This window comes from Brevundimonas sp. G8, assembly GCF_902506205.1.
Lineage (GTDB): Bacteria > Pseudomonadota > Alphaproteobacteria > Caulobacterales > Caulobacteraceae > Brevundimonas.
The window spans coordinates 385,457-398,400 of the sequence record NZ_LR732816.1 but is presented as its reverse complement, the minus strand read 5'-3'; the positions used below and the strand labels follow the sequence as shown (position 1 = coordinate 398,400).

10 protein-coding genes and 1 pseudogene are annotated in these 12,944 nt (G+C 65.5%); all 11 read left to right on the top strand.

The genetic code is table 11. From position 1 onward, the window contains the following. Nucleotides 1-247 precede the first annotated feature (247 nt). The 11 genes and pseudogenes from CHRYSEO8AT_RS01915 to CHRYSEO8AT_RS01870 all read left to right on the top strand — a co-directional run bounded on the left by CHRYSEO8AT_RS01915 (nucleotide 248) and on the right by CHRYSEO8AT_RS01870 (nucleotide 12,928). The gene (locus CHRYSEO8AT_RS01915; protein WP_159845462.1) at nucleotides 248-4,318 is read left to right on the top strand and encodes an autotransporter outer membrane beta-barrel domain-containing protein; all 4,071 of its coding nucleotides are present in this window, start codon (nucleotides 248-250) and stop codon (nucleotides 4,316-4,318) included. Between the two features lie 194 nt (nucleotides 4,319-4,512). Further along, nucleotides 4,513-4,842, top strand: a complete 330-nt coding sequence (locus tag CHRYSEO8AT_RS16275) for a transposase (RefSeq protein ID WP_370514216.1) — start codon at nucleotides 4,513-4,515, stop codon at nucleotides 4,840-4,842. Next, a pseudogene (locus CHRYSEO8AT_RS16270) lies at nucleotides 4,806-5,134 on the top strand (IS3 family transposase); the annotation flags it as partial. The gene CHRYSEO8AT_RS16275 and the pseudogene CHRYSEO8AT_RS16270, both read left to right, overlap by 37 nt. Before the next feature lie 366 nt (nucleotides 5,135-5,500). Next, nucleotides 5,501-6,130, top strand: a complete 630-nt coding sequence (locus CHRYSEO8AT_RS01905; protein WP_159845460.1) for a secretin and TonB N-terminal domain-containing protein — start codon at nucleotides 5,501-5,503, stop codon at nucleotides 6,128-6,130. Between the two features lie 81 nt (nucleotides 6,131-6,211). Continuing rightward, a complete protein-coding gene (locus CHRYSEO8AT_RS01900) occupies nucleotides 6,212-6,829 on the top strand; it encodes an energy transducer TonB (RefSeq protein WP_159845457.1) in 618 nt (205 codons plus the stop codon). An 8-nt stretch (nucleotides 6,830-6,837) separates the two neighbouring features. Beyond that, on the top strand, nucleotides 6,838-7,383 hold the full coding sequence (locus CHRYSEO8AT_RS01895) for an RNA polymerase sigma factor (protein WP_159845454.1): 546 nt from the start codon (nucleotides 6,838-6,840) through the stop codon (nucleotides 7,381-7,383). 44 nt (nucleotides 7,384-7,427) lie between these two features. Beyond that, complete coding sequence (locus tag CHRYSEO8AT_RS01890) at nucleotides 7,428-8,372, top strand: FecR domain-containing protein (protein ID WP_159845451.1); 945 nt, start codon at nucleotides 7,428-7,430, stop codon at nucleotides 8,370-8,372. A 181-nt stretch (nucleotides 8,373-8,553) separates the two neighbouring features. Then, entirely contained in the window at nucleotides 8,554-10,077 is a 1,524-nt protein-coding gene (locus CHRYSEO8AT_RS01885) for a ShlB/FhaC/HecB family hemolysin secretion/activation protein (protein WP_236547385.1), read from the top strand. Then, entirely contained in the window at nucleotides 10,077-11,810 is a 1,734-nt protein-coding gene (locus tag CHRYSEO8AT_RS01880; protein WP_159845439.1) for a DUF2341 domain-containing protein, read from the top strand. The genes CHRYSEO8AT_RS01885 and CHRYSEO8AT_RS01880 overlap by 1 nt, the downstream gene beginning before the upstream one ends. 14 nt (nucleotides 11,811-11,824) lie before the next feature. Then, nucleotides 11,825-12,232 carry a biopolymer transporter ExbD gene (locus CHRYSEO8AT_RS01875; RefSeq protein WP_159845436.1) on the top strand — a complete coding sequence of 136 codons (408 nt, stop codon included), beginning with the start codon at nucleotides 11,825-11,827 and terminating at the stop codon, nucleotides 12,230-12,232. Between the two features lie 3 nt (nucleotides 12,233-12,235). Then, complete coding sequence (locus tag CHRYSEO8AT_RS01870; RefSeq protein WP_159845434.1) at nucleotides 12,236-12,928, top strand: TonB C-terminal domain-containing protein; 693 nt, start codon at nucleotides 12,236-12,238, stop codon at nucleotides 12,926-12,928. Nucleotides 12,929-12,944 lie beyond the last annotated feature (16 nt).

Sequence of the window (12,944 nt, the reverse complement as noted above, 5' to 3'; positions counted from 1 at the left end):
TCGACTTCCTTGCCTCTCGTATGTCTATCGGTGAAGCTTGCAGTAGAAAATCTTGCAAACGATCAATTTGGGCGTGGCATAAATAGAATTACCGGCAGGGGTCCTGATAAGGTCAAGCTTTCCCATTTGAATAAAGGCAGGAATATTTCCATTTGCAGACATCTCTTTGGCGGCGGGAGACGTAGCTACTCCAACAGGCGCGGGTTTTCGTAGGGGAAACCGAGAGCGTCGGTCAGGAAACGCCGAAATGATCACCCAACTGCGCCGCCCCGTCGCTGTCTTTTCGCCTGCCTGGACGCCCGCTTCCAGCCGTGCCAGGCTCAAGCTCGGCAGTATTCTTGGCGGCGGCGTGCTCGCGTTGGCTGGGCTGACGGCATTCGTGGCGACGCCGGTCCTGGCCCAGGACGAATGCGGCGCTGCGCCTGCGGGTGGCGGTGAGGTGACCTGCACCGCCGCAGGCAATCCCTATCCCAATGGCATTAGCTATTTCACGCCCGATCCCCTGACGGTGAACCTGGATGACGGCGTCGCCATCGACACCTCAGGGACCCTGAATATCGGCGTCCTGCTGTTCGACTTCGGCAATGCAGCCTTTACCCTGAACGGGGCGGGCGCAAGCATCACAACGGATTCGGATGGCGGGTTCGGCATCCTGTCCGCCACCAACGTCGGCGACATCAACCTGAACATTGGGTCGGTGACGACCACGGGTGAAAACGCCATCGGCGTGGTCGGCTCGTCTTCCGAAGGCGCTGTCACCATCGACGCGGGCACGATCAGCACCAGCGGCGATGGCGCCAACGGCGTCGATGCCTCGACCGACCTCGGCGACATCGACATCAATACGTTCACGGTCGTGACGGCTGGCGACAACGCCGCTGGCGTGACGGCCCAGAGCGACAGCGGCGACATCGCCATCACCTCTTCGACCGTCATCACCGAAGGCGACAACGCCACGGGGGTTTCAGCCGACACCACCTTCGGCGACGTCACCATCGGCAACGGCGGCGATGCGGTCATCACCTCGGGTGCAGGATCGGACGGCATTCACGCCACGACCGCCATCGGCGATATCCGCGTGGATGTGTTCCAGGCCCAGACGACCGGCGCCAACTCCGACGCCATCGACGTGACCTCGACCAGCGGCGCTGTGTTTGTCGACGTCGCCGCAGCCACCGCTGACGGCGACGGTTCGCGCGCCATCGCCGCCTCGGGCGACAGCGTGACGGTCACCAACAGCGGCTTCTTCGTCGGCACCGGCGGCGCCAACGCCAACGCCATCGAGGTGCGCGCGATCAACGGGGACGCCTCGGTCAGCACCGGCAACGCCTTCACCGCCGGCGACAACTCGGCGGTCATCGACATCGCCAGCCAAGCCGGCGGCGTGAGCGTCAACGCCGGCAGCCTGACCACCAGCGGGGTCGGCGCTGTGGGCGTGCGAGCCGCGACGGGATCTGCCGGCAATCCCTTCTTCGGCATTCCCGGATCCGTTGGCGGCCCCATCGACGTCACCGCCGCCAGCGTGCGGACCAGCGGCGACAACAGCGCCGGGGTGACGACGACCGCCGATTTCGGCGCCGAGACCACGATCAATGTCGTTGAGGTGACCACCGACGGCGACAACGCGCCCGCCGTGATCGCCCGCGCCGCCGGTGACGGTTCCATCGACATCACAGCTGACACAGTGACGACCAACGGCGAACTTTCGCGCGGCATCGATGCCGAAGCGACAGGAACAGGCGATGTCTCCATCGCTGCAGGCTCGGTGACCACCAATGGGCTTAGCGGCCCCAGCTTCTTCTTCTTGCCGGACGGTTCCGCCATCCGGGCCGCGACGGCGTCGGGCGACATCGTCGTCACGGCGGACAGCGTCTCGACCCAGGGCGCTTCGGCCGAGGGCGTCGATGCGCAATCCCAGTCCGGAAATATCGCCGTCGACGTAGGCATGGCCTCGACCACAGGCGCTGGAGCCAACGGCGTAACCGCCCTTATCAACCCCTTGGGCATCGCGGGCGGCGGCGGCGATATCGTCGTGGCGGCCGATACGGTGTCGACGACCGGCGACAACTCGGTAGGCATCCTTGCCTCGACCACGGCAGGCGGGACAGTGAATGTGGACGCAGGAACGGTCACGACCTCTGGTTTCGCCGCGCGCGGGATCGAGGCGTCGGCTTTCGGCGACGTCAACGTCGCTTTCGACAGCGTCACCACCAACAATCTGTTCGCAACTGGCGTCCAGGCCTTCTCGAACACCGGCGACGTCACCGTAATCGGCGGCGCCTTGACGACCAACTCTGCGGTTGTCACCGGCATCGACGCCTCGACCGATGGTCCGGGCAATGTTTTGGTGGACGTCGATACGGTCACCACGACCGGCACGGGCTCGGCGGCGGGCATCGTCGCGTCTTCGACTTCCGGCGACGTGACGGTCAATGCCAACACCGTATCGACCTTGGGCGACAGCCTGTTTGGTGGAACCTCGGTCGGCATCCTGACCGCATCCGACACCGGCGCAGTGTTGATCAATGCTGGTCGCGTCACGGCGGCAGGCGTGGGTACGGGCGCCATCCAGGCCTCCACAACCGGCGCAGGGCCGATCACCATCAATACCTCGGGCGTCATATCGTCGGCCCAGGGCACGGCCATCCTGCTGAACAGCGGCGGCACGGCCCAGGTCAATGTCGCCGCAGGCTCCAGCGTCAACGGCTCCATCGCCGGGATCGACAGCACCGCAATAGGCGGCGCCACGATCGTCAACGCCGGAACGATCGGTTCCACGGGCGGCTTCGCCATTAACGCCATCGGCGGCGCAGCGACCATCAGGAACACCGGCGTGGTCAATGGCAGACTGCACCTGACCAACAACGCCGATACGTTCGCCAATAATGCAGGCGGCGTCTTCAACGCCTCCGGAACCAGCGACTTCGGCGCCGGGGCCGACAGCTTCACCAACGCCGGCGTCCTGACGGCGTTCTCGTCGGCCACGTTCAACGGTCTGGAGACCTTCTCCAACACCGGACTGATCGACCTTCGGGACGGGGCCGCCGGAGACGTGCTGACACTGACCGGAACGGCCTTCAATGGCGGCGCGGGCAGCCAGGTCGGCCTTGACGTCAATCTGGCGACAGGAACGGCGGACCGGCTGGTCATAGGCGCAGCGTCTGGCGTGACCTCGCTGTTGCTGGCCGATGCGGCGCCAGGGGCGGCGCCCAATCTGAACCTGACCGGCATCCTACTGGTCGACGCGGCTTCGGCTACCGCGGGGAATTTCGTGCTGGGCGGTCAGACCGACTTCGGCTTCAACCGGCTGAATCTGGTGTTCGATGCCCCGACAGCCAACTTCCTGCTGGTCACGACGCCGGATACGGAAACGTTCGAGATCGGGCGGGTCGGCGTCGCGGTTTCCAACGCCTGGAATCAGAGCGCGGACGCCTGGTCGGCGCGGATGACCGAACTGCGGGATGTCGCGGGGTCAGGCGCCCAGCCACGCTCGGACGGTTTCGAGATGTGGGCGCAAGGATATGGCGGCACAGAGGGTCAGGACCAGGTTCGCGGCTTCACCCTGGGAGGCGTAACGACCAGCAACGACCTGTCCTATGATCAGGACTTCTTCGGCTTCCAGTTCGGTGGCGACATACAGCGGACAATGGGGTCGGCGACCGTGCTGTTCGGCCTGACCGGCGGCGTCGGTCAATCCGATATGGAACTGGCCAGCGGCAACCATATCGATCTGCAAGGCGGCAACCTCGGCGCCTACGCGGCGGTCAATGTGGGTGGGTTCTTCGCCAACGGCCTGGTCAAGGCGGACCGGTTCTCGGTCACGGTCAACGCCCTGACCGCCGCCTTCCGCGACGAGGTCGATGGAACCAGCTATGGCGCGAAAGGCGAGGTCGGCTATCATTTCGATGCGGGAAGCTTCTTCGTCGAGCCGGTGGCGACGCTGGCCTATTCAGATGCGGACATCGACGACCTGACGGTGCCGGGCGGCGTCTTCACTTTCGACGACCTGAAAAGCCTGCGCGGCGAGGCGGGCGTCCGGATGGGCGGGACGTTCGGCTCGGCCGGCGGCATGCGCTACCAGCCCTTCATCGGCGTCTTCGCGGTCAAGGAGTTCGAGGGCAATGGCCTGACGACCTTCACTAGCGGAACCACGGTGTTCGGCAACGAGGAGATCGAGCCAGATACCTATGGCAAGGTCAGCCTGGGCCTCAATCTTCTCGACCAGGACGGTGTGAACCTATTCGTGCGGGGCGATGCCGCCTTCGCCGGTGACGCCACCGGTGGTTCGATCCGCGTCGGAGCCCGCTGGAGCTTCTAAAACTCCAGTTCCGCCGAACGCCACGACCCGCTGCGCTATGCGCCGCGGGTCGTTTATGCCGACCTTCAGTGGGGACAAGTTAGCGTTAGACTGACAGCACCAGTTGGCCTGCGTCGGAAATATATTGGCGGGATTGAGCGAGGAGAACTCAACGTTGGGATCAAGTCGGTGTTTGCGCTGGCCGTCGGTCTGCAATGTGCCTCATCCGAGCTTTCGCAACATTTACGCGCCGCCCTGATCCTCCCTCGCTTTGGTGGACACCCATGCTAGCTTTCGGGGCTGGAGAGGAGTGTCTGATGAGTGTTCGACGCCGGAACTTCCCGGGTTCTTTCAAGCGCGAGGCGGTCGATCGCGTCGCCAACAGTGGGCTGACCGCCGGCGCGGTCGCCGGGGAGTTGGGGCTGCACGAGACGGTGCTGCGTCGATGGATGACGCAGTTCGGGGTGCAGGCGACGGGGACGACGCGTCGCCCCCGTCGCCGTCGGACATGTCGGTCGAACGCCAGCGCCCCGCGCCCGGCCTGATCCATCATTCGGATCGCGGGATCCAATACGCCGCCGAAGCCTATCGATCAGGTCTGGCCCGATCCGGCATCACCCCGTCGATGAGCCGCAAGGGCGACTGCTGGGACAATGCTCCGATGCAAAGCTTCTTCCACACCCTCAAAACCGAGTGCGTCCATCACCGCGTCTACGCCACCCGCGACCAGGCCCGTCGCGACTTGTTCGGATACATAGAGGGCTTCTCAATCCCCGTCGCCTGCACTCGTCACTGGGCTACATCAGCCCCGCCGAGGCCGAACGCAGAGCGGCTTAACCCCGTCCACTTTTGCGGGGGAAGATCAGTTGATGGAGATTATCGCGGCCTGAGACGAGGCAACCTGCGCCTCGTTGCCACCTCCACCCCCGCCGTAGCTCAGCACGTTTTACACAGCTTCGGTAATGGAACAGACTTACGGAATGCCTACTTTCGAGCGCACGCATTGCGGACCTAAGAGGGCAGGGCGCTTTGCGTCTAAGCGCCATTCGCTGAAGCCCGACTGGGAGCAGAGGCCTGCCTTGCTTCTACAACTCGTCGAGCGTGCAAGGTCTCCGGCTATCAGTTTGAGGCCGCTGCGATTGCGTCGGAAGACGAAATCGGCGAAGGACGAGGATGTGTCGTTCGCGGCCCCTTCTTTGTCTGGTGGCTATCTTTGCCTTTATCGGCATGGCGCCTGCTCCGGCGACAGCGCAACGCACTGAAAGGATGCTTGAGATTCCGAGCCGGCCGCTGGCCCAGGCGCTTTCCGACTTCGCCAGTCAAACCGGGTTGCAGATGCTTTACGACGCTCCGCTCGCCGCGGGGCGTCAGTCTTCGGCGGTTTCGGGGATGATGAGCCCGCGTTCGGGGTTGGCTCTGCTGCTTCAGGGGACAGGGCTGTCGGCGCGTTTCACGAGCGCCGGGGCGGTCGTGATCTATGCATCGACAGCCTCGACGGTCACGCTAAATCCTTTGACGGCGGTCGCCGCGCCTGTGATTGGGCGCGATCGCTCCGACCCGGTCTTTGTCGCCTATGCGGATGCTGTGCGGCGAAGGATTGTGGACCACGTCCGCACGAGGGACGAACTGACCGATGTGGGGTATCGCGTGAGCATCCGTGTCTGGGTGTCGGCCGATGGGACGCCGAATCGGGCGGAAATCCTGAGCAGTTCGGGCGATCCTGAACGCGATGACCGTTTCCTCGAACGGGCGATGACGACGGCCTTGCCGGTCCCGCCGGCGCACCTGCCCCAGCCTTTGAGGATCGAGTTTTCCGTACGCCCGAGAGGCTGACCGCTTGCATGTCATCGTTCTGTCGCTGTCGCCGCGCTACAGGGCCGTCCGGTCCAAGCAAGGCGAGACCGACCCCGCTCGATGGCGAAACACTGGCTGATAGGCGTTTTGATTTCCGCCGCCCTGCACGGCGGCATGGCGGCTGCAATTCTCGCGGCCGCGCCGCCGGTGATGTCAGGCGCGCGGACAGAGCCCCAACCGGCTATCCTCGTGGATATCTTTCGCCCTGGCGACATGGCTTCGGGCGGGGCGCCTGCGATTGAGGATCTAACACCTGCCGCATCGGGAACGATCGATCCGGTCGAGCCGAGCGACACGGCTTCGGCCAAACCCTCGGCTGCGATAGGCGGCGGTCCTTCCTTGTCAGGCGGTGCGCCGGTCGCGGCGTCGCCCAGTCCGGCCGCGCTTTCGGACTATTATCGCCGGTTGGAAACCCATCTGGCGCGGTTTCATACCTATCCCTCTTTGAATGGACGGCGGCCTCAGGGCATGGCGCGCGTAGGACTGATCGTGAACCGCGACGGTCGCGTGCTGGACGCCTGGATCGAGACCAGTTCAGGGTCGCGCGACCTAGATGAGGCGGCGCTCCAGACCGTAAGGCGCTCGGAGCCTCTACCGTCCCTGCCCGGAAATCTACCGGGCTCTATAGATCTTATCGTCCCGCTGAACTTCGACGCCGGTCTTCGAGCCGCGTCATAGAGTTTGTGATGACGGATTCCAGCCAGACGCGACTTCGTGGGCATCTCGTGGCTCACTACGACACGCTGTTGTCGCGGGTGTCCGCGCGACTGGGATCCAGGGAGCGAGCACGTGACGCCTTGCAGGATGCGTTCGTGAAGCTGTCGGGCGACGCGGTGCTGGAAGACGTTCGACATCCCACCACCTATCTGTTTCGCATGGCGCTGAATATCGCCGCCAACGCCCGTCGCAAGGATAGTCGTCTGCTGGGGTTCGACGAGGTGTCCAGTCTTCTGGACGTACCGGACGAAGCGGCCGATCCGTTGCGCGTGATGGAGGCGCGCTCTGACATACGGATCGTCAAACAGGTCATGGCGGCGATGTCGCCTCGGCGGTTCCAGATCTGCTCGGAGGCATGGCTGGATGGAGAATCGACACAGGATATCGCCCAGAGGCGAAGGATGTCGCTGAGGACGGTCCAGCACGAACTGCGTCAGGCGTCGATGGAAATCCAGCGGGCTTTGGCGAGGCCAAAGGTCGTCGCCTTGCGTCAATCTGGATCTGACGTGTCATGACTGAGGGGAGACATGAAACAGACCCGCAGGATGCAGGCGCGAGAATGATCGAAGACGGCCTCGCAGATGAAGCGCGCGCCTGGGTGACGCTGCTGCTGTCGGGCGGGGCGACGCAGGGTGATGCGCGTCTGCTGGCAGGCTGGCGGATGACGTCGCCGGCGCATGAGCGTGCCTTCCTGCAAGCCGCGCGCGCGCATCAGATCACACGCGAGGCCATCGGCGTATTGCGAAGCGAGGGCGCCGATCCGACCCGGCCGTCTCCCGTACGCTCAGGGATTGATCGCCGTATCCTGATTGGCGGAGGGTTGTCGGTCGCTGCTGGCCTAGCCGTCTTTGTAGCCGTTCGACCCGAGACCTTCGTCACAAGTCCTGTTGGTGCGATTGAAACGGCCAAGGGCGAGCGTCGCACGGTGAATGCGGGGCGGGGGGTCAGTATCGAGCTGAACACTCTGTCGCGCGTGGTCTTGCGCGAGGACCTGGGTCACGGAGGCTTCGAGTTGTTGCGCGGTGAGGCGTTGGTGTCGATCGACCCTTCGGCGGGATCGGTCCAGATGGCGGCGGGCGCGGCCAGGATCGTTGCTAGGGGCGCGCGGTTGGGCCTTCGCAATCTGTCTGGCGACCTTTCCGCCGCTTGCCTGGAGGGTCAGGCGACCGTGTTGTTGGGCGGGCGTGAAGCCTTGTTGGAGGCAGGACAGACCGTGGCCTGGAGCGCCGGTGAACTCGGCGCCGTGACGCAACGGGCTCAATCTGCGGCCAGCGAATGGTGGCGTGGCGTTCTCGTGTTCGACAATGAACGGTTGGGCGATGTGATCGGCGAACTGAACCGCTATCGCGAAGGGCGGATCGTCGTGGCCAATCCCGCGATCGCGGCGCGTCGGATAAGCGGCGCTTTCTACATCAACCAGCTTGATCAGGTGGTCGAGCAACTCCGCCTGGCCTACGGCGTGCGGATCGTCCGTATGCCCGGTAATATCGTGGTGGTGTCCTAAAAGGGCCTGTCGCGAGGCCGCGTGATGTCGCGAAAACTTCACCTTAAATCTTTGCGCGGGTCGCTGCCCGCTGTGTCTCTCCCCTGACGACCAGTAACGAGACGCCCTGTCCTTGCGATGGGTGCGTCTCACCGGGGGATAGATGTTTCGATCGACCAGACACCACGTCCTTGCGGCGTCAGTGGCGCTTGCCGCTATGTCGGCGGCCGTGTCCGCAACGGCGCAGGACTCTGGTCCCACTTTCGATATTCGCGCCTTCCAGGTGAAGGGCAACACGGTCCTTGCTCCCGAGGCGGTCGAACGCGCGGTCTATCCGTTCATGGGTCCAGGGCGGACGGCTGACGATGTCGAGGCGGCCCGTGCGGCCCTGCAGTCGGCGTTCGAGGACGCGGGCTATATCGCCGTTTCGGTCTATACGCCCGAGCAGTCGGTCGAGGGCGGCATCCTCCAGCTGGAAGTTGCTGAACAGGCCATCGGCCAGGTCCTGGTCGAGGGCGCGCGCAGGCCGGACGCCGTGCGCGCCATGGCGCCGTCGCTTACGCCTGGGCGCACGCCAAACTTGCCAGACTTCCAGCGTGATGTGATGGCGCTGAACCAGGTGGCCAGCCGTCGCGTGACGCCGGAACTGCGCGCCGGCGAGGCGCCGGGCACCCTGGATGTCGTGCTGACGGTCGAGGAAAGCGCGCCGTATGGCGCCTCCATCGAGGCCAACAACTTCCGCTCCGCAGCGACCACGCCCTACCGGGTCTCGGCAAGCCTGCGCCATGACAACCTGTTCGGACGGGGCGACAGCCTTTCGGTCTCGGCTCAGGTCGCCCCTGAACGGACCGACGACGGCAAGGTCTTTTCGGCCAACTATCTGCACCGGCTCGGAGCCGGCGCTCAACTGCTGTTCTACGGCGTCTCGTCCGACAGCGACATCGCGGTGGTCGGCGGCACCAGCGTGATCGGCAAGGGAACGATGCTGGGCGCGCGCTACATCCGCGCGCTGGGATCCAGCGACGGTTTCTACCACTCGGCGACATTCGGCATCGACTGGAAAGACTTCTCCGAGGACGTGATCCTCGGCGCCGACCGGGCGTCGGCGCCGATTGAGTATTTCCCGCTGATGGCGTCATGGCGGGGCGACTGGACCGGTGAAGCGCGAAGCAGCGATCTGACGCTTTCGACCACCTTTGGTCTGCGCGGACTGGGCGATGGCTGGGAAGCGTTCGACGCCAAACGCTACAATGCGCGCCAGAGCTTCTTCGCCGTGAAGCTGGATGCTCAGCATACGGAAGACCTGGTTCACGGACTGCAGTTGAACACGCGCCTGACCAGCCAGTGGTCGCCTGCGCCGTTGATTTCCAACGAAGGCTTCTCGCTCGGCGGTTCGTCCACGGTACGCGGCTATTTCGAGTCCGAAGCGCTGGGTGACTACGGCGTCGCGATCCAGAACGAACTACGCAGTCCGAGCCTGTTCAACGGCCTGCCGGGTCTGAGCGAGTTCCGGGTGCACGCCTTCTGGGACGCCGGTTACGTCGGCCTGCATGACCCGCTGCCCGGGCAGGGCGCCGATCTTCTGATGAGTGCAGGCCTGGGCGGCCGCATCCGTCTCTTCGAACACATCAATGGCGCGCTGGATGTCGGCGCGCCTCTGATCTCCGGCACGAACAGCGTGTCGGGGAACATCTTCTTGCGCTTCCGCATCTTTGGGGAATTCTGATGTTTCTGACTGCACGTTTCAAGAAGGGCGTCGCGGCCGGCGCGCTCGCAGCCATGGTGTTCGGCGCAGCCGCCACCCCCGTGATGGCGGCCGGCTGGTGGGAAGGCGACTACGCCTATCGGACCAAGATCAATCTGAACGTCCAGGGCGCGGGTGTGTCGGGCGAAGTGGCGCGGGCGCCGGTTCTGGTGCGGCTGCACACGGGCAACTTCGACTTCGCCGACGTGAAGAAGGACGGTTCGGACCTGCGGTTCGTGGCGGGCGACGACCGCACGCCGCTGGCCTTCCACATCGAGAAATGGGCGCCGGCCGAGCAGCAGGCGCTGGTCTGGGTCGACGTCTCGGGGCTGAAGCCCGGCGCGGCCCAAACGATCTACGCCTACTACGGCAACGAGAAGGCCGAGGCCGGTCAGAACGTGGCTGGGACCTTCGGCCCGGATTATCGGCTGGTCTGGCATTTCGATGCGGCGGGTGCGCCGCGTGATGCGACCGCAAACGGCTTCAACGGTGCGGGGGGCGAGGGCCGTAACGCCGGCGGTCTGATCGGTCAGAGCCTGACGTTGGACGGCGCATCGGGCGTCTCGGTCCCGGCGCAGGCCTTCACCGGCGGCCCGGTCTCGGTCAGCTTCTGGGTCAAGCCCGCTTCGGACGGCCAACTGCTGGCCGCGCCGGGCCTCAACCTGGTGTCGGAAGGCTCGACCCTGTTCCTGGAGGCAGGCGGACAACGCAGCGCGGGCGCCGCGCTCGCCGCCGGGACCTGGGCGCACGTCGCTGTGGTCAATGACGGCGCCAAGTCCACACTCTATGTGAACGGCCAACCGGCCGGTGAAGTCGCCGGAACCGTCGGCGCCGGGGCCGCGATCCTGGGCCAGGGTTTCGCCGGCGAGGTGGACGAGTTCCGCGTGGCGGGCGTCGCCTTGCCGCAAGCGGCTTTCCAACTGGCGTCGGCCTCGGAAGGCCAGGGCGCGCGCCTGCTGAGCTTCGACACGGCCGAACAGACCGAAAGCGGCGGACACAACTATTTCGGCATCCTGTTCAAGGCGCTGACGCTGGACGCCTGGGTCGTCATCGGCGTGCTGGCCGTCATGCTGGCCATCGCCATCTGGGTGATGATCTCCAAGGGACTGCTGCTGGGTCGCACCGGCCGCGCCAACGAGGATTTCCTGGACGCCTATCGTCAGGCGAACCGCAACTCCAACGGCCATGACGGTCTGGGCGACATGCCTGCAGCGCTCGCCGAGGGTTCGACCCTTGCGCGCCTGTACCGCATCGGACAACGCGAGTTGGCCCTGCGTCTGCAGGAAGGCCGTGCGGCCGGCAGCCGTTTCGCCATTCGGCCCCAGTCCATCGCGGCCATCCGTTCGGCTCTGGACGCCGGTCAGGTGCGCGAGAGCCAGAAGCTGAACAGTTCGATGGTGCTGCTGACCATCGCCATCTCGGGCGGCCCCTTCATCGGCCTGCTGGGCACGGTGCTGGGCGTCATGATCACCTTCGCCTCGGTGGCGGCGGCGGGCGAGGTCAACATCAACGCCATCGCCCCCGGCATCGCCGCGGCCCTGCTGGCGACGGTCGCGGGCCTGGCCGTCGCGATCCCGGCCCTGTTCGGCTACAACTACCTGCTGTCCAAGGTCGAAGACATCTCGGCCGACAATCAGATCTTCGTCGACGAGCTGGAAAAGCGCATCGCCGAGACCTGGCAGGACGCCCCCGTCGCCCCGCTCGCGGCCGAATAGGGGAGCGCTGAACCATGCAGGTCCAGGGCAAGAAACCCTATAACGAGATCAACATCACCCCGCTGGTCGACCTGACCTTCGTGCTGCTGATCATCTTCATCCTGCTGACCACGGCGGCGGTCCAGGGTATCAAGGTCGATCTGCCGACGGCTTCGGCGTCCCAGACGCTGAACGAGCCCAAGTCGCGGGTCATCGCCGTGGCCAACGACGGGACGGTGTCGATCGACGCGGTTCCTGTCTCGATGGTCGAGTTGGAGCAGGAGCTGCGCACCTCGATCACCTCGGCGCCGGACACTGCGGTGATCCTGCGTGGCGACCGGGCGGTTCAGTACGATCAGATCATGCAGGTGCTGGACCTGTGTTCCAAGGTCGGCGTCGCCAGCCTGGGCATGGCCTCCACCCGCCCGCCCGGCGGAGCCTGATCCATGACCTACGCCTTCATGGCAGACGATCCGCCGCCGCCTCGTCGTCGCTCGAAAGTCAGCTGGCCGGTCGTCGCCGTGGCAGGCGTGCTGGCGGTGATCCTGGCGGTCACCTTCCTTCGCCCCTCCACGGTCAGCGAAAGACAGCGTGACGACAAGACGGTGCGGGTGGTCCTTCCACCTCCGCCGCCTCCGCCTCCGCCGCCCGAGGTCAAGCCGGTCGAGCAACCGCCCGAGCCCAAGCCGACGCCGATGGACCAGCCCGTCGATCAGGCCCCGCCGCCGCCCGATGCGCCGGCCCAGCCGACTGTCGGGGACAGCGCCCTGACCGCGCGCGAAGGCGCCGGCCCGTCGAACTACGGCCTGGCGTCAGGCGATGGATCGGGCACTCGCATCGGCGGGCGACCCGGCGGTGGGGATGGCGGCTTCGGCGCCTATGCGAACGTCGCCCTGGCCGGTGTCCGCCAGGCGGCCCAGGCCGACCGCGAACTGTCGCGCGCCCGCTTCACGGCAAGGCTGGCGGTCACGGTCGGACCGGATGGCCGGATCGTCAATGTGCGCCTGGTGAGCTCCACCGGCGACGCCCGGCGCGACGCCCGTCTGATCCAGGTCCTGACCGGGGTCCAGCTCTCTCAACGTCCGCCCCCCGGCCTGCCGGTGATGCGGATCGAACTCAACGCTCGCGCCGCCGGCTGACCATGACCCAACAGCC